Genomic DNA, 22,491 nt, shown 5'->3' on the forward strand with positions numbered 1-22,491 from the left:
ACGGCGGCGGGAGCCACGGCGGGTAACGGTCGGGACGGGAAATCAGTCCGCGCCGAGAAGCTGCAGCACCTCGTCGTCCGACAGCCCCTCCAGCTGCTCCAGCGCGTCCGCGAGCTCCGACTCCTCCACCCGCGCCAGCACCAGCTTCTCCACCTGCAGCGCCAGGCCGGCCACCGTGGGGCTCTCGAAGAGCGCGCGAAGCGGAAGCTCGATGGCGAATACGTCGCGGACGCGCGAGACCACGCGAGTGGCCAGCAGCGAGTGCCCGCCCAGCTCGAAGAAGCTTTCCTCCACCCCCACCCGCTCCAGCCGCAGCACCTCCCCCCAGATCCCCGCCAGCACCTCCTCGGTCGGCGTCCGCGGCGCCACGTACCGGTCCTCCGCCGACGCGCGCTCCGGCGCCGGCAACGCCTTCCGGTCCAGCTTCCCGTTCGGCGTCAGCGGCAGCGCGTCCAGGAAGACGAACGCGGACGGCACCATGTGCTCCGGCAGGCTCTGGCGCAGCCAGGCCCGCAGCGCGTCCGCCTCCACGGCGCCCATTACGTACGCCACCAGCCGCGTCTCCCCCGGCACGTCCTCGCGCGCCAGGACGACGGCCTCGCGCACCTCCGGGTGCCCGGCCAGCCGCGCCTCGATCTCGCCCGGCTCGATCCGGAACCCGCGCACCTTGGCCTGCGCGTCCAGGCGGCCCAGGTACTCCAGCGTCCCGTCCGCCATCCACCGCACCCGGTCGCCGGTGCGGTACAGGCGCGCGCCGGGCTCGGCCGCGAACGGGTCGGGCACGAAGCGCTCGGCCGTCGCGGCGGGGCGGTTCAGGTAGCCGCGCGCCACCTGCGCCCCGCCCACGTACAGCTCTCCGGGGACGCCGACCGCCGCCGGCCGCCTCGCCGCGTCCAGCACGTAGCAGCGGGTGTTGGGGACCGGCTTCCCGATCGGCACCTGCGAGACACGGCCGCTCTCCGGCGCCTCCCAGAGCGTCACGCCGATGGTGGTCTCGGTGGGCCCGTAGCTGTTCAGCAGGCGCACCCGTCCGCCCGTCGCGGCCTGCCACGCGCGCACCTGCCCCGGGAGCGCGGCCTCCCCGCCGATCACCACCAGCCGCAGCGACTCCGGGAGCGCCTCGGGACGGGCATCCAGGTGGGGCGACACGTGGTGCCACACGGCCGTGGGCAGATCCAGGACGCTGACGCCCCACCGGTCGCAGGCCTCCCAGAACGACCCGGGCGTCTCGAGCATCTCCTCGGTGCGCAGCACCAGGGTCGCGCCGGAGGCGAGCGTGGCGAAGATCTCCTCCGCCGCGGGGTCGAAGCTGATGGAGGCGAACTGGAGGAACCGGTCGCCCGGCTGGACCGCGAACTCCCGGGCCGCGTGGGCGGTGTAGTTGACGAGCGCCCGGTGCTCGACGGCGACGCCCTTGGGGGTCCCCGTGCTCCCGGACGTGTAGATCACGTAGGCCAGCGAGCCCGGCCCCGCTCCGCTCTCCGGGTTCTCCGCGCTCTCCCCCGCGAGCTCCGCCTCCGCGGTCTCCACGCTCACCACGTCGATCCCTGCCCGCACCGGGAGCGCGCCGCGCAGCCGCTCCTGCGTCAGCAGCACCGCCGCCGCGGAGTCGGCCACCATGAACGCCAGCCGCTCGGCCGGGTACGCGGGGTCCAGCGGCACGTACGCGCCCCCGGCCTTCAGCACGGCCAGGAGCGAGACCACCATCTCCAGGCTCCGCTCCAGGCAGATCCCCACCCGCACCTCCGGTCCAACGCCCAGGCGGACCAGATGATGCGCCAGCCGGTTCGCGCGCTCGTTCAGTTCGCGGTAGGTGAGCGACTCCTCCTCGAAGCGCACGGCCACCGCGTCCGGCGTGCGCGCCGCTTGTTCCTCGAAGAGCCGGTGGATGGGAGAACTCGCGGGATACTCCGCGCCCGTGCGGTTCCACGCCTCCACCACCTGCCGGCGCTCCGCCTCCGGCAGCACGTCGATACTCCCCATCGCCCGCCCGGGAGAGAGCTCCAGCGCCTCGACCAGCCGCTCCAGCGCCGTATGCATCATCCGGCACACCCGCTCCGCCTCCGCCGGTGCCGCCACCTCCGCGGTCAGCGAGAACTCCTCCCCCCGGTCGTCCACCGAGAGCGACACGGGGTAGTTCGTCCGTTCCTGTACGCGAATGCCCCGCCCGCCCACCCGCGGCTGCCCCGCCTCCCGCGAACGCCTCGTCGCGCCGCTGTAGCGATAGTTCAGCAGCGAGGTGAACAGGGGCGCGGGTGCCGCAACGCCGCTGCAGCGCTGCGCCAGCGCCAGGGAGGCATGCTCGTGCCGCAGCAGGTCCGCCAGCAGCGCGTGCGTGCGCCGCACCGCCGCCTCGGCCCCCTCCTCTCCCATCCCGATCCGCACCGGCAGCGTGTTGATGAAGGGGCCCAGCACCCGGTCCGCCCCCTCCCCGCCCTGCATCCGGCCGAAGAGCAGCGTCCCGAAGACCACGTCGCTCCGGCCCGAGACCCGCGCCAGCACCTGCGCCCATGCCAGGTGGCACAGGCTCGCCGCGCTCACCCCCAGCGCCCGCGCCCGCCGGCGCAGCCGTACGCCCAAGTCGCCCGCCACCGGAAGCCGCGCCTCCTCCATCCCATGTCCCTCGCCCCACACGTCCAGCAGCCCGTACGGCGCCGTCGGCTCCTCCACGTCGCCCAGCATCCCGCTGAAGAAGCGCTCGTGCTCCTCCCGGCTCACCCCCAGGCGCGCCTGCGCCACGTAGTTGCGGAAGGGGAGCGGCGCCGGCAGCTCGGACTCGACACCCCGCAGGTGCGCCGAGATCTCTTCCCGCAGCACCTCCAGCGACTCGTGGTCTTCCGTCAGGTGGTGCGTGAGCATCAGCAGCAGCCACCGGCCACGCGCGCGGTCCTCGGCGATGCACGCCCGCCGCAGCGGCGCCCGCCCCAGCTCCATCCGGTACCGCCGGGGATCATGGTGCCGCCACAGCTGCTCGGCCGCATCCTCTGCCCCCGCATCCAGCTGCACCTCCTCAACCGGCAGCGGCGCGTGCCGCCAGACGACCTGCACCGGCTCGCGCAGCCCCTCCCAGGCCACGGCCGTGCGCAGGATGTCGTGGCGGTCGATCACCGCCTGCAGTGCCGCCAGATACTGCTCCAGGCGCGCGCGGGTGTCGAACTCGGTGACGCTCGACTGCAGATACGGGTCTCCCTCCCGCGAAAGCAGATGGTGGAAGAGGATCCCCTCCTGCAGCGGGGCCAGCGGGTAGATGTCCTGCACGTTCGCGGCTCCGCCCGGCACCCCCGCCACGATCCGGTCGATCTCCGCCTGGGTGAGATCGACGAGCGGCAGCATCTCCGGCGTGAGGAGTTCGCACCCCTCCGGGATCCGGTTCGCGGGGACCTCCACCTCCGAGGACGTCCGGCCCACGGCCAGGGCCAGCTCGGCCAGCACCGGCGTGGTGAACAGGGCCCGCACGTCCACGTACAGCCCCACCCGCCGCATCCGCTCGATCAGCTTGATCGCCAGGAGCGAGTGCCCGCCCAGCTCGAAGAAGTGGTCCCACCGCCCCACCCGCTCCACCTTGAGCACCTCTGCCCAGATCCCGGCCAGCGCCGCCTCCACCTCCCCCAGCGGTGCCTCGTAGCTCCGCCGCGCGTACGCATCCCCCTCCGGCGCCGGCAGCGCCTTGCGGTCCAGCTTCCCGTTCGTGGTCAGCGGCAGCCGCTCCAGCGCGACGAACGCCGCCGGCACCATGTGCTCCGGGAGCTCCCGGCGCAGGTGCTCGCGCAGCACGCCCGCCTCCACCTGGCCCACCACGTACGCCACCAGCCGCTTCTCCCCGGGCTCGTCCTCGCGGGCCACGACCACGCAGTCGGCGACTCCCTCGCTCCGCCGCAGCGCGCCCTCGATCTCGCCCAGCTCGATGCGGAAGCCGCGCACCTTCACCTGATGGTCGAGCCGCCCCAGGTACTCGATGGCGCCGTCCGCCCGCCACCGCGCCCGGTCGCCGGTACGGTACAGCCGTGCGCCGCCCCGCACCGAGAACGGATCGGGGACGAAGCGCTCCGCCGTGAGTGCCGCGCGGCCCAGGTAGCCGCGCGCCACCTGCACGCCGCCGATGTACAGCTCGCCCGCGACCCCCACCGGCACCGGCTCGCCCGCCGCGTCCAGCAGGTAGATGCGGACGTTGGCCATGGGAGATCCGATCGGGGTGATGGCGGCCGCGTCGGGCCGGCCCGTGCACGGCCAGGCCGTGACGTCCACCGCGGCCTCGGTGGGACCGTAGACGTTGTACAGCCGCGCCCAGGGCGCCTGGCCCGAGAAGCGGCGGACGAGCTCCGCGGGGAGCGCTTCGCCGCCGCACATCACCGTCCGGAGCGCGTGGCACGCGGCCAGCCCTCCCTCGTCCACCAGGGCCTGGAGCAGTGACGGAACCGCGTGGAGGGTCGTGATCCCCTCGCGCTGCATCAACTCCAGCAGGTACCCTGGATCCCGGTGTCCCTCCGGCCGCGCCAGCACCAGCCGGCCGCCCACGAGCAGCGGGGGAAGCAGCTCCCGCAGCGAGGCGTCGAAGCTGTACGGCGTCTTGTGAAGCACCGCGTCGTCCGCGGAGAGCCCGGAGAGATCCTGCATCCAGCTCAGCGCGTTGATCACGGCGCGGTGCGGGACCCCCACGCCCTTGGGCCGGCCGGTGCTTCCGGAGGTGTAGATGGCGTACGCCAGGTGCTCCGGCGTGAGCGTGCCGCGTTCGGGGTTCGTCACCGGGCGGCGGCCCCAGGCCGGTGCGGCTTCGTCCAGCTCCAGCACCGGCGCGCCCGTGCTCCCGATCCGGTCCCGGAGCCTCCGCTGCGACAGCACCACCGCCGGGTCGCTGTCGGCCAGCATGTACGCCAGGCGGTCCGCCGGGTATGCGGGGTCCAGCGGCACGTATGCCCCGCCGGCCTTGAGCACCGCCAGGAGCCCCACCATCATCTCCAGGCTCCGTTCCAGGCAGAGCCCCACCCGCGCATCGGGGCCCACGCCCAGGGAGCGGAGGTGGTGCGCCAGGCGGTTCGCCCGCCGGTTCAGCTCCGCGTACGTGAGGGGCTCGCCTTCGAACACCAGCGCCGTCGCGTCGGGCGTGCGCGCCGCCTGCGCCTGGAACAGCTCGTGGATGCACCGGTCCACCGGATACTCGGCCGCCGTCCCGTTCCACGCCTCCAGCACGAGCGCGCGTTCCGCCTCGCCGAGCAGCTCCAGCCGCGAGAGCCGCACGTCCGCGTCGGCGGCGACCTGCTCCAGCGCCCGTGCCAGGTGGCCGAGCATGCGGACGGCCGTGCCGCGCTCGAAGAGGTCCGTGCTGTAGCTCAGTACGCCACGCAGGCCCTGGGGGGTCGCCGCGAGCGTCAGGGAGAGATCGAACTTGGCGCTCTCGAGCTCCGCACCGACTCCGCTCACGCTCAGCCCCGCGAGAGCGTCTCCCCGGTCCTCGGCGTTCTGGAGCGTGAACAGCACCTGGAAGAGAGGCGAGTGGCTCAGGCTGCGCTCCGGCTGCAGCTCGGCCACCAGCTTCTCGAAGGGCACCTCCTGGTGCTCGTACGCGCCCAGCGTCCCCTCGCGCACGCGCCCCAGCAGCTCGCGGAAGGTGGGATCTCCGGACAGGTCGGTGCGCAGGACGAGCGTGTTGGCGAAGAAGCCGATCAGCTCCTCCACCTCGCGCCGCGTCCGCCCGGCGATTGGGCTGCCGACGACGACGTCCTCGCTCCCGCTGTACTTCGACAGCAGCAGCTGGAAGGCGGAGAGCAGCACCATGTACAGCGTGGCGCCCTCGCCGCGGCCCAGCGCCTGGAGACGGTCGAGCAGCGCGAGCGGCAGGTCGAGCCGCTCCCGCGCGCCGCGGTGCGACTGCACCGGCGGCCGGGGCCGGTCCGTCGGCAGCTCCAGCAGCGCCGGCGCGCCCGCCAGCCGCTCCTTCCAGTACGCCAGCTGCCGGTCCAGCATCTCGCCCGCCAGCTGCTCGCGCTGCCACACGGCGAAGTCCGCGTACTGCACCGGCAGCTCCGGCAGCGGCGACTCCCGCCCCGCCAGGTACGCCGCGTACAGCACCGACAGCTCGCGGAAGAGCACCCCCACGCTCCACCCGTCGCTCACGACGTGGTGCATCGAGAGCAGCAGCACGTGCTCCTCGGCGCCCAGCCGCAGCAGCGCCGCGCGGAAGAGCGGCCCCGCCGAGAGGTCGAACGCGCACCGCGCCTCCTCCCCGAAGCGCTGTCTGATCGCCTCCTCGCGATCCGCCTCGCCCAGCGCCGAAAGGTCCTCCACCAGCAGGGTGAAGGCGCCGAAGGGCGCCACCACCTGCATCGGCGAGCCGTCCACGTCGGCGAAGGTGGTGCGCAACGCCTCGTGACGCCGGACGATCTCACCCAGCGCGCGCTCCAGCGCCCGCTCGTCCAGCGCACCCTCCAGGCGCCATGCCCTGGGGATGTTGTAGGTGGTGCTCCCCGGCTCCAGCCGGTCGATGAACCAGAGCCGCTCCTGCGCGAAGGAGAGCGGCAGCGCCCCCGCGCGCTCCACCGGCACCACCGGCGGCAGCACCGGCAGCTCCGCGCAGCGGATCTCCTCCACGGCCTTCGCCAGCTCCGCCACCGTGGGTCCCTCGAAGAGCGCGCGCAGCGGCAGCTCCACGCCGAACACCGCGCTCACCCGCGACACCACCCGGGTAGCGAGCAGCGAGTGCCCGCCAAGGTCGAAGAAGCTTTCCTCCACCCCCACCCGCTCCAGCCGCAGCACCTCCGCCCAGATCCCTGCCAGCACCTCCTCTGTCGGGGTGCGCGGCGCCACGTAGCGCTCCTCCGCCGACGCGAGATCCGGCGCCGGCAATGCCTTGCGGTCCAGCTTCCCGTTCGGCGTCAGCGGCAGCGCCTCAAGCACCACGAACGCCGCCGGCACCATGTACTCCGGCAGGCTCCGCCGCACGTGCGCGCGCAGCGCGTCCGCCTCGACAGCCCCGACGACGTACGCCACCAGTCGCGGCTCGCCCGGCACGTCCTCCCACACGATCACCCGCGCCTCGCGCACCTCCGCGTGCGCCGACAGCACGGCCTCGATCTCCCCCGGCTCGATGCGGAAGCCGCGGATCTTCAGCTGTTCGTCCAGCCGCCCCAGGTACTCCAGCGTCCCGTCCACCCGCCAGCGCGCCCGGTCACCCGTGCGGTACAGCCGCGCGCCGCCTTCCACCGAGAACGGATCGGGGACGAACCGCTCCGCGGTCATCGCGGAGCGGCCCAGGTAGCCGCGCGCCACCCCCGCCCCGCCGATCAGGAGCTCGCCCGGGACGCCCGCCGGCTGCGGGCTCCCGAGGCCGTCGCAGACATACAGGCGCACGTTCCCCAGGGGACGGCCGATCGGGTGCCCCGCCACGATCTCGTCCTGCGGGACGGGGTGGGTGGAGGCCAGGATGGTCCCCTCGGTGGGGCCGTAGAGGACGTGAGATTCCGCCCCGGGGAGCGCTTCCCGCATCTCCGCCAGCAGGTCGGCCATGACCCGGTCGCCGCCCACGAAGGCGCGCCGCAGCCGGGCGAGCCGGGGCGTCTCGCGCTCCGCCTGGACCAGCTGCCGCATCAGCGCCGGGACCGCGTGCACCAGCGTGGCGTCCGCGATCTCCTCCAGCAGCGCGGGCGCGTCCAGCACCCGGTCGCGCTCCACCAGGCGCACGGCGCCTCCCGAGGTGAGCGGCAGCAGCGCCTCGAAGAGCCAGATGTCGAAGGCGTACGAGGCCAGCGCCGGCATCACGTCGCCCTCGCCGACCCCGAACGCCTCGCGCGTGGCGGCGAGCAGGTTCGACAAGGAGCCGTGCTGCACCAGCACCCCCTTGGGGCGGCCCGTGCTCCCCGACGTGTAGATGACGTACGCCAGGCCCGCGTCGGACGCGGGCACCTCCAGCGCCGCCTCCGCCGCCGTGTCCGCAAGCTGGTCCACCCGCACGAGGGTGGCTCCGTGCTCCGGCAGCACCCCGGCCGTGTCCGCCGTGGCGACCACCACCGGAAGCGCCGCGTCGGCGATGATCCATCCCAGCCGCTCCGCCGGGTAGCCCGGATCCAGGGGGACGTAGGCGCCGCCCGCCTTCCAGATTCCCAGCACCCCCACCAGCAGCTCGGGGGTGCGCTCCATGCACAGCCCCACCGGGGTCTCCGGCCCGACCCCCAGCTCGCGCAGGTGCCGGGCGAGGACCGCAGCGCGCCGGTCCAGCGCGCCATAGGTCACGGCCTCCCGGCCGTCCAGGAGGGCGACGGCCACCGGCGCGCGCCGCGCCCACTCGGCGAAGAGCGCGTGGGCCGGCGAGTCGGAGCGTCCGCGCTCCGTGCGGTTCCAGGCATCCACCACCAGGCCGCGCTCTTCCGCCGAGAGCAGTTCCAGCTGCGAGAGCCGCACGTCCGCGTCCGCGGCGACCTGCTCCAGCACCCGCTCCAGGTGCGCCAGCATCCGCCGGACAGTGGAGCGGTCGAAGAGATCGGTGCTGTACTCCAGCGCGCCGCGGACGCCGCCGTCGTGCGGGACGGCGGTGAGCCCCAGGTCGAACCGCGTGGTCTCCACGTCCGCGGACACCGCCTCCATCCCCAGCCCCGCGAGGCCGAAGCCGGAGCGATCGGCGTTCTGCAGCGCGAACATCACCTGGAAGAGCGGCGCGTGGCCCAGGGAGCGCTCCGGCTGCAGCTCGGCCACCAGCCGCTCGAAGGGCACCTCCTGGTGCTCGTACGCGCCCAGCGTCCCCTCGCGCACGCGCCCCAGCAGCTCGCGGAAGGTGGGGTCGCCCGAGAGATCGGTGCGCAGCACGAGCGTGTTGGCGAAGAAGCCGATCAGCTCCTCCACCTCGCGCCGCGTGCGCCCGGCGATGGGGCTACCGACGACGACATCCTCGCTCCCGCTGTACTTCGACAGCAGCAGCTGGAAGGCGGATAGCATCACCATGTACAGCGTGGCGCCCTCGCTCCTGCCCAGCGCCTGGAGCCGGTCGAGGAGCGCGCGCGGCAGGTCGAACCTCTCCCGCGCGCCGCGGTGCGACTGCACCGGCGGCCGGGGCCGGTCCGTCGGCAGCTCCAGCAGTGCGGGCGCGCCAGCCAGGCGCTCTCGCCAGTATGCCAGCTGTCGATCCAGCCCCTCGCCCTGCAGCTGCTCGCGCTGCCACACGGCGAAATCCGCGTACTGCACCGGCAACTCGGCCAGCGGCGAATCGCTCCCCTCGCGATAGGCCGCGTAAAGCGCCGACAGCTCGCGCAGGAGAACGCCGCTGCTCCACCCGTCGCTGACGATGTGGTGGACGCACAGCAGCAGGACGTGCTCCTCGTCCGCCACCCGCAGCAGCGCGGCACGGAAGAGCGGGCCCTCGGCGAGGTCGAACGGACGTGCCGCGTCCTCCCCGGCCCGGCGCCTGACCGCCGCCTCGCGCTCCGCCTCGCCGAGCCCCGACAGGTCCTCCACCGGCAGGACGAACCCGCCAGAGGGCGCGATCACCTGCACCGGGCCTCCGTCCACCTCGCGGAAGACGGTGCGCAACGCCTCGTGGCGGCGGACGATCTCGCCCAGGCTCCGCTCCAGCGCGTCCACGTCCAGCGCGCCGCCCAGGCGCAGTGCGGTGGGGATGTTGTATGGCGCGCTCCCGCCCTCCAGCCGGTCGATGAACCAGAGGCGCTCCTGGGCGAACGAGAGCGGGAGGGGACGATCGCGATCGACCGGTACCACCGGCGGCAGCACCGGCAGCCCGGCGCGGCGCATCTCCTCCACCCGCGCGGCCAGCTGCGCCACCGTGGGTCCCTCGAAGAGCGCGCGGAGCGGAACGACCACGCCCAGCGCGTTCTGCACCCGCGCCAGGAGCCGCGTCGCCAGCAGCGAGTGCCCGCCGAGCGCGAAGAAGTCGTCGTCCACGCCGACGGACTGCGTGCGCAGGACCTCGGCCCAGAGCTGCGCCAGGATCTCCTCCGTCGGCGTGCGCGGCGCGGCGGAACGCGCGTCCGCCGCGGCCGGCTCGGGCTCCGGCAGCGCACGGCGGTTCACCTTCCCGTTCGCCGTCAGCGGAAGCCGGTCCAGCCGCACCCAGGCGGACGGGACCATGTACTCCGGCAGCAGCGCCTTGAGGTGCAGCCGGAGCGAGGCCGCGTCGGGCTGGGTCGTTCCCTCGACAGGGACCCAGTACGCCACCAGCCGCCGGTCGCCGCCCTCCGTCTCGCGCGCGGTCACGGCGGCCTCCCGGATCGCCGGATGCGACGCCAGGGCGCTCTCCACCTCACCCAGCTCCACGCGGAAGCCTCGCACCTTCACCTGGCCGTCCACGCGGCCGGCGGGGACCACGGCGCCGTCGGGCCGGTAGCGGCCCAGGTCGCCGGTGCGGTACACGCGGTCGGCCGGGTCGCCGGTCAGGGGATTCGCGACGAAGCGCGCGGCGGTCAGCTCCGCATCGTTCAGGTAGCCGCGCGAGAGATAGGGGGTGCGCACGGCGATCTCCCCCAGCTCGCCGATTCCGGCCAGCGATCCCGACGGCGTGATGACGAGCAGGTCGACGCCGTCGATCCCCCGGCCCACGGGGACGGCCGGGCCCGCCCCCGCCAGGCCGGCGGGGAGGCGGAAGCAGCCCATGGCCTGCGGCGTCTCGGTGGCGCCGTAGAAGTTGACGACCTCCGCGTTCGGGGCGATGGCGCGCAGCCGCTCCACGTCGCCCGCGCGCAGCACGTCGCCGCCGAAGCAGGCGAGGCGCAGCGCGGGGAGCTGTGCATCCCCCATCCCCGTCGCGAGGATCTGCCCCATAGCGGGGGTGAGATGGGCGACGGTGACGCCCGTCTCGCGCATCCATCCGCCGAGCCACCCCGGCGTGCCGACCTGATCGGGATCCGGGATGGCGATGCTGCCGCCGACCGTCAGGGCAGCGAAGACGTCGCGCAGCAGCGGGTCGTGCGCGAGGCCGGAGAGGACGGATACACGGTCCGCATCCTCCAATCCGAGCTCCCGCGCGTACCAGCCGAAGAAGTGCGCCAGCGGCCGGTGCGTGCCGGCGATCGCCTTCGGCGCGCCCGTGGTGCCCGAGGTGAAGGCGACGTACGCCAGGTCGTCGGCGGCGACGGACACCGCGGGCGCGGCCGAGGGGAACCCACCAAGCCCGTCGTCCCTGCCGGCCGGCAGGACGACCGTCGTCCGCGCGGTCTCGGCGAGCGCGGCGGCCACCTCCGCCGGCACCTCGCCCGCGGCGGAGATCCGCAGCAGGGCGGCGGGACGCGCCGCGCCGGCCTGCGCCGCCAGGCGGGCGGGCGGATACGCCGGGTCCAGGATGGCGAACGCCGCGCCGGCCTTCCACGCGCCCAGCAGCGCCCGCACCAGCGCCGCCGAGCGGTGGGCGTAGACGGCCACCACGTCGCCCGGCCGCACCCTGCCGTCGATCAGCCGGTGCGCGATGCGGTTGGCCGCCGCGTCCAGCTCGGCGTAGGTCCACGTCTCCATCGCATCGGAGATCGCCGGCGCTTCCGGAGACTGCGCCGCGTGGGCGGCGAACGCCTCGTGCACGGCCCCGCGCCAGGCCTCGGCCTCGAGCGGCCGTGCCGGGTCGGGAAGGACGCCGCGCGCTGCTTCCGTCGCCAGCGACAGCGCGCCCACGCGGGTCTCCGGCGCGGCCGCGGCCTGGCGGAGCACGCCCTCGAGCTGCGCCAGGAGGGCGCGCATCCGCGGCGCGTCGAACAGGTCGGCGGCGTAGACCAGGGTGACGTGGATCCCCCCGTCCCGTTCCCGGACGTACAGCGTGAGGTCGAACTTGCTGGCCACCTCGCCGCCCGAGCCGGCCTCGGCCTCCGCCACCTCCAGGTCGTCGCCGCGGAAGGCACCGCGCTGGAAGTTGGCGAGGTTGAGCATCACCTGGAACACGGGGGCGTGCGCCAGGCTCCGCTCGGGACGCACCTCCTCCAGCACCCGCTCGAAGGGGAGATCCTGGTGCGCGTACGCGGACAGCGTGGTCTCGCGCACCCGCCCCAGCAACTCGCGGAAGCTCGGGTCGCCCGAGAGATCGGTCCTGAGCGCCAGCGAGTTGAGGAAGAGCCCCACCATCCGCTCGGTCTCCGCCCGCGTCCGCCCGGCGATCGGCGTCCCGACGACAACGTCTTCCTGCCCGGCCAGGCGTCCGAGGACCACGTCCAGCGCGGCGAGGAGGACCATGAACAGCGTGGCGCCCTCGCGGCGGGCCAGCGCGTGCACCTCCGCCGCCAGGCCGGACGGGACGACCAAGCGCTCGAGCGCGCCGCGGTGCGATTCCACCGGCGGCCGGGGACGGTCCGTCGGCAGCTCCAGCAGCGCCGGCGCGCCCGCCAGCCGCTCCTTCCAGTAGCCGAGCTGGCGGTCGAGCACCTCGCCCCGCAGCTGCTCGCGCTGCCAGGCCGCGTAGTCCGCGTACTGCAGCGCGAGCTCCGGCAACGGCGACGCTTCGCCGCGCGAGAAGGCGCCGTAGAGGGCGGAAAGCTCCTCCCGCAGCACCCCCAGCGACCACCCGTCGCCGATGGCGTGGTGGAGGTTGAGGAGAAGGCGGTGCTCGGCGTCGGCGACGCGGACGAGCGACGCGCGGAAGAGCGGCCCGCGCGCCAGGTCGAAGCGGTGCCGCTTGGCTTCGGCCGCCAGGCGGCCGGCCTCGGCCCGCCGCTCCTCGGCGGGCAGGTGCCGCAGGTCGACGACGGGCAGGTCGAAGTCGGCCGGGGGCGGGGCGATCCGCTGCACGGGAACGCCGTCCACGGCGGGGAGCGTGGTGCGCAGCGACTCGTGGCGGCGCACCAGCTCGGCCAGCGCGCGGCGAAGTGCATCCTCGTCCAGACGGCCGGTGATGCCGTACGAGAACGGGATGGAGTACACCGGGCTTCCCGGGTCCAGCGCGTCCACGAACCACATCCGCTCCTGCGCGAACGTCACCGGCAGGTCGCCGTCGCGCGCGGCGGGGATGATGGCGCCCTCGGCGGACGCCATGCCGGTGCCGCGCAGGCGGTCGATCTCGGCCGCGAGCTCGGAAAGGACGGACCGCTCGAAGACGGCGCGGAGCGGAAGGTCCACGCCGAAGACCTTGCGGACGCGCGCGGCGACGCGGGTCGCGACCAGCGAGTGCCCGCCCACGTCGAAGAAGCTTTCCTCCGCGCCCACCCGCTCCCGTCCCAGCACCTCCGCCCAGATCCCCGCCAGCACCTCCTCGGTCGGCGTCCGCGGCGCGACGTACGCCTCCTCCACCGCCTCGTACTCCGGCGCGGGGAGCGCCTTGCGGTCCAGCTTCCCGTTGGGGTTCAGCGGGAGCGCGTCCAGGAAGACGAACGCGGACGGAACCATGTACTCCGGCAAGGTGCGCCGCACATGCGCGCGCAGCGACTCGGCCCGCGCCTCGCCGACCACGTACGCCACCAGCCGCGGCTCGCCCGGCGCGTCCTCGCGCGCCGTCACCACGCAGTCGGCCACGTTCTCGTGCCGGCGCAGCACCGCCTCGATCTCGCCCAGCTCGATGCGGAAGCCGCGCACCTTCACCTGCCCGTCCATCCGCGCCACGAAGTCCAGCATCCCGTCGGCGCGCCAGCGCACCTTGTCGCCGGTGCGGTACATCCGCGCGCCGGGGCGCTTGGCGAAGGGGTCGGGGACGTAGCGCTCGGCGGTGAGCGCCGGCCGCCCCAGGTAGCCGCGCGTGACGCCGGCGCCGCCCACGTAGATCTCGCCGGGGACGCCGACGGGAACGGGCCGTCCCGCGGGGTCCAGGACGTAGTGCGTGACGTTCCCCAGCGGCCGCCCGATCGGCGGTGGGCGGGTGCCGTCCGTGGCCTGCACGGCGGTGGAGCGGACGCTGACCTCGGTGGGGCCCCAGCCGTTGAAGAATCTCCGGCCGGGCGCCCAGCGCTCCACCAGCTCGGCCGAGCAGATCTCCCCGCCCAGGATCACCACCTCCAGCTCCGGAAGGTCGGCCCACGGGGTGGCCGCCAGCGCGCTGGGGGTGAACTTGGCGTGGGTGATCCGCTTGCGGGCCAGCAGGCCGGTCAGCTCGTCGCCGGGGATCGTCTCCTCGCGCGGGGCCACCACCAGCGTGCCGCCGTTGGCCAGCGCGGTGAAGACGTCGAGCACCGAGGCGTCGAAGTGCAGCGGGGCGAAGAGGAGCACCCGCGACTCCGGCCCGTTCCCGTACAGCCGGGAGAAGGTGGCGATGGTGTTGCACACGCCGCCGTGCTCCACCAGCACCCCCTTGGGCAGCCCGGTGGAGCCGGAGGTGTAGAGGACGTACGCCAGGTGGCGCGGCCCGATCTCCACCGCGGGCGGCGTGGCGGGATGGCGTTCCAGCTCCGCGTCCAGATCACCGCCGACGACGAGGACGTGGTATCCCGCGGCCCAGGGGCGCGCGGCGCTCGCCGCGTCGGCGATCACGATGCGGGCGCCGGACTCGGCCAGCATGAACGCGGTGCGCTCGTCCGGCGCCGCGGGGTCGAGGGGGACGTAGGCCGCGCCGGCCTTCATCACCCCCAGCAGGCCGGCGATCGCCCCGCTGCACGGCTCCAGGCAGAGCGCCACCCGCCCCTCGGGGCGCACCCCCAGCTCCACCAGCCGGTGGGCGAGGCGGTTGGCCCGCGCGTCCAGCTCGGCGTAGGTGAGCGACTCGCCGCCGAACTCCACCGCGGTCGCGCCGGGCGCGCGCGCGGCCTGCGCCTCGAAGTGGTGGTGGATGAGGACGAGGTCGGTCAAGGGCTCGTCGGTGCGGTTCCACGCCTCCACCACCAGCGCGCGCTCGCTCTCCGGCATCAGCGACAGCCGCTCCACCCCGCGCGAGTCGTCGGCCACCATCTCCGCCAGCACGCGCCGCAGGTAGCCCACCCAGCGCTCCACCGTCTCCCGCTCGAACAGCGAGGTCGCCCAGGTGAGGCGCCCGGCGATGCGCCCGTCCGACTCCTCCAGCGAGAGCGACAGGTCGAACTTCGCCGTGTCCCGTTCCACGCCCGCCGCACGCCCCAGCTCCAGCCCCGGCAGCGCCATGCTGCCCCGGGGCGCGTTCCGCCAGTCGAGCATCACCTGGAAGAGCGGGGTGTACGACATGCTGCGCGCGGGCTGCACCAGCTCCACCACCTGCTCGAAGGGGATGTCCTGGTGACGCTGCGCCTCGAGCGCCCGCTCCCTCACCCGCTCCAGCAGCCCGGCCACCGTCGGCGCGCCCGACAGGTCCACGCGCAGCGCCAGCGTGTTGACGAAGAACCCGATCAGCCCCTCGATCTCCGGCCGCCCGCGGCCGGCCGTCGGCGTGCCGATCACCACGTCCTCCTGGCCCGAGAGCCGGCTCAGCACCACGGCCCACCCGGCCAGGAGCGTCATGTACAGCGTGGTCTCGTGCCGGCGCGACAGGGCCTTGAGCCCCGCCGCGAGCTCCGCGTCCAGCTCCAGCGGGAACCCCGCACCCGCGTGGTCCATCTCCGCCGGCCGCGGGCGGTCCGTGGGCAGCTCCAGGAGCTCGGGGGCGCCCGCGAGCGTCCGCGTCCAGTACTCCGCCTGCTCCCGCAGGACGTCGCCCTCCACCCAGCGCCGCTGCCACGCCGCGTAGTCCGCGTACTGCACGGGAAGCGCGGGGAGCCGCGCCTCCCTCCCCTCGTGGTGGGCGGCGTACAGCGCCGAGAGCTCGTCGAAGAACACGCCCATGGACCACCCGTCGGTGACGATGTGGTGCATGGTCAGCAGCAGCACGTGATCGTCGTCCGCCAGGCGGATGAGCTGGCCGCGGACGAGGGGCCCGCGCCGCAGGTCGAAGGGCGCGCGCACCTCCTCCGCCATCACGCGCTGCAGCTCCGCGTCCGGGCGGCCCGCCAGGTCGAGCTCCACCAGGTGGAATCCCACCTCCGCGGGGGCGATGCGCTGCTCCGGGGCCCCGTCCACCTCCGTGAAGGTGGTGCGCAGGGCCTCGTGGCGGGCCACGATCCCGTCCAGCGCGCGCGCCAGTGCCGCCCGGTCCAGCGTGCCGCGCAGCCGAAGCCGCTGCGCCGCGTGGTACGCGCTCCCCAGGCCGCCCATCTGCTCCAGGAACCAGAGGCGCTGCTGCGCGAAGGAGAGCGGCAGGCGCCCGCCGCGGTCCACCCGCTCGATCGGCGGCAGCTCCGCACGCCCGGCCGCGGCCAGCACCTCCGCCAGGTCCTTCAACACCGGGCACTCGAACACCTTCCCCGGCTCCACCTCCAGCTCCAGCACCTCCTGGACGTGCGCGGCCATCTGCAGGGCGAGCAGCGAGTGGCCGCCCAGCTCGAAGAAGTCGTCGCGGCGGCCCACCCGCTCCACACCCAGCAGCTCGCTCCAGACCTCGGCCAGCACCTGCTCCAGCCCGCCCACCGGCGCCTCGTAGCCGTGCCGCACGAACGCCTCGCCCTCGGGCGACGGCAGCGCCTTGCGGTCCAGCTTGCCGTTGGGCGTGAGCGGCAGCGCATCCAGGTGGACGTACGCCGCCGGCACCATGTACTCCGGCAGCGTCTCGCCCAGGTACACCCGGAGCACGTCCGCTCCGGCCGTCCGGTCGCCCACCACGTACGCCACCAGCCGCTTCTCGCCCGGCTCGTCTTCCCGCGCCAGGACCACGGCCTCGCGCACGGCCGGGTGCTCCGCCAGCCGCGCCTCGATCTCGCCCAGCTCGATGCGGTAGCCGCGCACCTTCACCTGGTGATCCACCCGGCCGACGAAATCGAGCCGCCCGTCCGTGAGCCGGCGCGCCCTGTCACCCGTGCGGTACAGGCGCGCTCCGGGCTCGCCCCCGAACGGGTCGGGGACGAAGCGCTCCGCCGTGAGCCCCGGCCGGCCCAGGTAGCCGCGCGCCACCCCGGCCCCGCCCACGTACAGCTCGCCGGGCACGCCCACCGGCAGCGGCTCGAGCGCGTCGTCCAGGACGTAGGCGCGCACGTTGGCGATGGGCGCGCCGATGTCCGGCTTGCGCGCGGGGTCGGCGCACTCCGCCGCCGTGCTCCAGATGGTGGCCTCGGTGGGCCCGTACAGGTTCCACAGCCGGTGCCGCGCGCCCCAGCGCTCGACCAGCTCCGCCGGCAGCGCCTCGCCGGCCACCGTGATGGTACGCAGCGCGGGCAGATCCCCCGCCGGGAGCGCCGCCAGGGCGGAGGGAGGAAGGGTCACCGTGGTAACCGCGTGCCGGCGCAGCAGCGCCAGCAGCCCGGGCCCCGGCAGGAGCTCGTCGCGCGGGGCCACGCAGAGCGCGGCACCCGACGCCAGCGCCATCACCAGCTCGAAGGCGGCCGCGTCGAAGCTCAGCGAGGCGAACTGCAGCACCCGGTCGTCCGGGCCCACCCCGAACGCGCGCTGCTGCGCGGCCGCGACGTTGCACAGCCCCCGGTGCGGCACCAGCACGCCCTTGGGGCGGCCGGTGGAGCCGGAGGTGTAGATCACGTACGCCGGGTGCTCCGGCGCCAGCCCGCCACGTGCCGGGTTCGTCTCCCGCTGCGACGCCCACGCCGGCGCGGCCGCGTCCAGCTCCAGCACCGGCACGCCGCCGAGCCCGTCGAGCACCCCGGCCAGGGCCCGCGCCACCGCGCTCTGCGTCAGCACCACGGCCGGGGCGCTGTCGGCCAGCATGTATGCCAGGCGGTCGCGCGGATACGCGGGGTCCAGCGGCACGTACGCGCCCCCGGCCTTCAGAACGGCCAGCACGGCGGCCACCATCCCGGGGCCGCTCTCCACGCAGAGGGCCACCCGCACCTCCGGCCCCACGCCCCGCGAGCGGAGGTCGTGGGCCAGCCGGTTGGCCCGCGCGTTCAGCTCCGCGTAGCTCAGGCGCTCGTCGCCGAAGACCACCGCCGGCGCATCGGGCGCGCGCTCCACCTGCCGCTCGAACAGCTCGTGGATGCACAGCCCGCGCGGATATTCGGCCTCCGTCCGGTTCCACGCATCCAGCACCAGGTGCCGCTCGGACTCCGGCAGCAGCGGGAGCGCGTCCACGCTCCGCAGGTCGTCGGCGACGAACGCCTCCAGCACCCTGCGCAGGTACGCCAGGTGGCGCTCGATGGTGGCCTCATCGAAGAGCGCCGTCGCGTACTTGACGCTTCCCAGGATCCGGTCGTCCGCCTCCCACAACCCGAGCCAGAGATCGACCTTCGCATCCACGTGCGCGGACTCCACGGCCGCGCCCGCTTCCAGCCCCGGGAGCCACAGGGTGCTGCCGTCTCCCCGGGCCAGGTTCTGCCACGCGATCACCACCTGGAAGAGCGGGTGGTGCGACAGGCTGCGCGCCGGGTCGACCAGCTCCACCACCTGCTCGAAGGGGATGTCCTGGTGGTGCTGCGCCGCGAGCGCCCGCTCCTTCACCCGTCCCAGCAGCTCCGCCACCGTGGGCGCGCCCGACAGCTCCAGGCGCAGTGCCAGGGTGTTCACGAAGCAGCCGATCAGCCCCTCGATCTCGCGCCGTCCGCGGCCTGCCGTCGGCGTGCCGATCACCACGTCGTCCTGGCCCGAGAGCCGGCTGAGCACCACGGCCCACCCGGCCAGGAGCGTCATGTACAGCGTGGTGCCGTGCCGCCGCGCCAGCGCCTTCAGCCCCGCCGTGAGCGCCTCGTCCAGCTCCACCCCGAGCAGCGCCCCCGCATGGTCCACCTGCGCCGGCCGCGGGCGGTCGGTGGGCAGCTCCAGCAGCTCCGGTGCGCCCGCCAGCGTCCGCGTCCAGTAGTCCGCCTGCTCCCGCAGGACGTCGCCCTCCACCCACCGGCGCTGCCAGACCGCGTAGTCGGCGTACTGGACCGGCAGCGCGGGAAGGTGCGCCTCCCTCCCGTGGGCGTGGGCGGCGTAGAGCGCGGAGAGCTCGTCGAAGAGCACGCCGAACGACCAGCCGTCGCTGACGAGGTGGTGCATCGCCAGGAGCAGCACGTGATCGTCCGCCGCCAGCCGGACGAGCCGGCCGCGGACGAGCGGCCCCCGCTCAAGATCGAAGGGCGCGTGCGCCTCCTCGGCGATCAGCCGGCCGAGCTCGGCCTCCGCGTCGGCCCGTCCGCCGAGGTCGTGCTCGACCAGGTGGAACCGGCTCGCCGCCGCCGGCGCGATCCGCTGCCCGGGAACGCCGTCCACCTGCGCGAACGTGGTGCGCAGCGCCTCGTGGCGGGCCACGACCCCGTCCAGTGCCCGCGCCAGCGCGTCCACGTCGAGCGCGCCGCGCAGGCGCAGGACCTTGTGGAGGTGGTACACGCTCCCCGGGCTCCCCAGCTGCTCCAGGAACCACAGCCGCTGCTGGGTGAACGACAGCGGCAGCGCCCCCGTGCGCTCGGTCGGCACCACGGGCGGCAGCACCGGCAGCCCCGCGCGGCGCATCTCCTCCACGCGCCCGGCCATCTCCGCCACCGTGGGTCCCTCGAAGAGCGCCCGCAGCGGCAGCTCCACGCCGAACCGCTCGCGGACCCACGACACCACCCGCGTGGCCAGGAGCGAGTGCCCGCCCAGCTCGAAGAAGGGGTCGTGCACCCCCAGCCGCTCGACGCCCAGCACCTCGGCCCAGATCCCCGCCAGCACCTCCTCCACGGGGGTGCGCGGTGCCACGTACGTCCCTTCCGCCGGCGCGAGCTCCGGCGCCGGCAGTGCCTTGCGGTCCAGCTTGCCGTTGGGGTTCACCGGGAGCGCGTCCATGTGGACGAACGCGGCCGGGACCATGTACTCCGGCAGCCGCGCCGCCAGGTGGGCGCGCAGCGCCGCCGCGCCCGCGGGGTCACCCGTGTAGTAGGCCACCAGCCGCGGGTCGCCGACCTCCCGGTCGCGCGCCACCACCACCACCTCGTGCACGGCCGCATGCTCGGCCAGCCGCGCCTCGATCTCGCCCGGCTCGATCCGGAAGCCGCGCACCTTCACCTGCGCGTCGCCGCGGCCCATGAACTCGATGGTCCCGTCCGGCAGCCACCGCCCCAGGTCGCCCGTGCGGTACAGCCGCGCGCCGGGCGCCGGGCCGAAGGGATCGGGGAGGAAGCGCTCGGCCGTCTGCCCCGGGAGCCGCCGGTACCCGCGCGTCACCCCCACGCCGCCGAGGTACAGCTCCCCCGTCACCCCCACCGGCACCGGCTCTCCGGCTCCGTCCAGGACGTAGATCTGGGCGTTGGCGATGGGGCGGCCCGGCGGCATGGAGCGGCCGGGGTAGCTCGCCAGGTCCGCCCGGGCGAAGTGGTGGGCCGTGATCCCGGTCGCCTCCGTGGCACCGTACGGGTTCAGGAACTCGGGACGCGGCTCCGGCACCCTCGCGAGCTGCCGCGGGTACAGCGGCTCCCCGCCGAAGACCACGATCCGCAGCCCGCCGATCGCCCGCCCCCCGTCCGCCTCCACCAGCGCCTGGAAGCCCGTCGGCGTGAGGTTCATCAGGGTGATCCCCGACGCCACGATCTGGTCGGTGATCCTCCGGGGCTCGAACGGCTCGCGCGCCAGGTGCAGCCTCCCGCCCACGAACAGCGGGGCCAGCAGGTTGCGCTGCGTCAGGTGGAAGCTGAAGGAAGTGACGACCAGGACCGAGTCGCGCTCCGAGATCCGGGTGGCGCCCAGGTACCAGTGGAGCAGGTTCGACGCGCCCCGGTGCGTCATCTCCACCCCCTTGGGCCGGCCCGTGGAGCCCGAGGTGTAGATCACGTACGTCAGGTTCTCCGGCGACAGCGCGCCGCGCTCCGGGTCGGTGGCCGGCTGCCTCCCCCACCAGGGCGCGTCCTCGTCCAGCGCGAGCAGGGGCAGCTCCAGCCCCGCGAGCCGTCCGGCCAGCGAGCCCTGCGTCAGCACCACCACCGGGGCGCAGTCCCGCACCATGTCGAGCAGCCGCTCATGCGGATAGGCGGGATCGAGCGGCAGGTACGCTCCCCCCGCCTTCAGCACCCCCAGCACGGCGACCACCAGCTCGGGCCCCCGCTCCACGCAGATCCCCACGCGCACGTCCGGCCCCACGCCCCGCTTCCGGAGGTGGTGCGCCAGCCGGTTGGCCCGGGCGTTCAGCTCCCCGTACGTCAGCTCCCGGTCTTCGAAGACCACCGCCACCGCGTCGGGCGTGCGACCGGCCTGCGCCTCGAACCGTTCGTGGATGAACGACTCGGCGGGATACGGCGCCTGCGTGCGGTTCCACTCCTCCGTCACGCGTCGGCGCTCCTCGGCCGACAGCAGCGTCAGCCGGTCCACCGGCCGGGTCTCGTCCGCCGCCATCCCCGCGAGGACGCGGCGCAGGTATCCCGCGTAGCGCTCCACCGTCTCCCGGTCGAACAGCGCCGTCGCGAACACCATCTCTCCCGCGACCCCGCCCCCCTCCTCCCGCAGCTCGAGCGAGAGGTCGAGCCCGACCGTCGAGCGCGTCTCCAGACCGGGCAGCTCCGGCTCGCTCCCGTCCCGCCACACGAAGGCCGCCCGGAACAGCGGCGTGGCGGCGCCGTCCGGCTGCACCAGCTCCGCCACCCGCTCGAAGGGAAGATCCTGGTTTCGCAGCGCCCCCTGCACCCGCGCCTCGACCCGCCCCAGCAGCTCCGCGGCCGTGGGCGAGCCCGACAGGTCCACCCGCACCGGCAGCGGGTTCACGAAGCCCGTGGAGGTGCCGATCACCAGGTCCGTCTGCCCCGACAGCCGGCCCAGCACGGCGGCCCACCCCGCCAGAAGCGTCGTGGAGATGTGCGCACCGTGGCGGCTTCCGAGCGCCTTCAGGGCCGTAAAAAACTCCTCGTCCAGCTCCAGCCGGACGAGGGCCACGGCGTGGTCCGCCTGCGCGGGGCGCGAGCGGTCCGCCGGCAGCTCCAGCGGCTCCGGGGCGTCCGCCAGCGTCTTCCGCCAGTACTCCGCCTGCTCCCGCAGCAGCCCGTCGTCGCTCGCCGGCAGCTCCGCCCGGACCGCGCTCACCGTCACCGGCAGTGATGCGGAGGATGTCCGACCAGCAACCACGTCCATAGACTGTTTCCCGTCGAAAATCGCCTAAGACGTGAACCTGTGGGGCCCTTGTGCCCCGCAGGATTCGTTGTCGTGCCAGCCCACGTGATTTCCCGACACTCGCTGATCGGCCCCGCCCGAGAGTGGAGACAGCCTCCCACATCACCGCCTCGATGACTGAGGCGGGGGAGGCGGTCCGATTACGTCCGGCGGCCCAGCTTTTGGTCTGGAGGAATTGAACAAAGATGTCCAAAACGTAGGGAAATAACGATAACGTGGGCGATTGCCTTGCGTCAACCGTATCCCGTCACGTTTAGCGGAGTTATTTTGCTCCCTTTCTGACTCCCTGTCAGATAAGAGTTTGCGAAAAATAACGACCCGCTTAAACCTGAGGAATGAATATATCGCTTTGACACAAAAGATGCGCATCTGATGTACCGCTGCATTGACTCCGTTTGACTTCTATGACTTCCCTGTCGGACTGGAGCTTTTGCGAGGAGATGGGAGACTCGGCTATTCCTTTGAACAGCATGGAGTTACCACGATTTGCAGGTCAGGGGCTCCATGTGATCTCCAACAATTCCCTCTGCATATCAACCCCGAAGGTGCGCATCGGATTGGATGGAACATGACGCGGGAGAGTCGTTCGTGTGCCGC

At 73.9% G+C, this 22,491-nt stretch carries 1 protein-coding gene; it reads right to left on the bottom strand.

The annotated features are described in order from the left end of the window. Positions 1-42: 42 nt before the first annotated feature. Entirely contained in the window at positions 43-21,807 is a 21,765-nt protein-coding gene (locus VF092_11185; protein ID HEX6747846.1) for a non-ribosomal peptide synthase/polyketide synthase, read from the bottom strand. Positions 21,808-22,491 lie beyond the last annotated feature (684 nt).

The sequence above is a fragment of the Longimicrobium sp. genome (genome assembly GCA_036377595.1).
Lineage (GTDB): Bacteria > Gemmatimonadota > Gemmatimonadetes > Longimicrobiales > Longimicrobiaceae > Longimicrobium.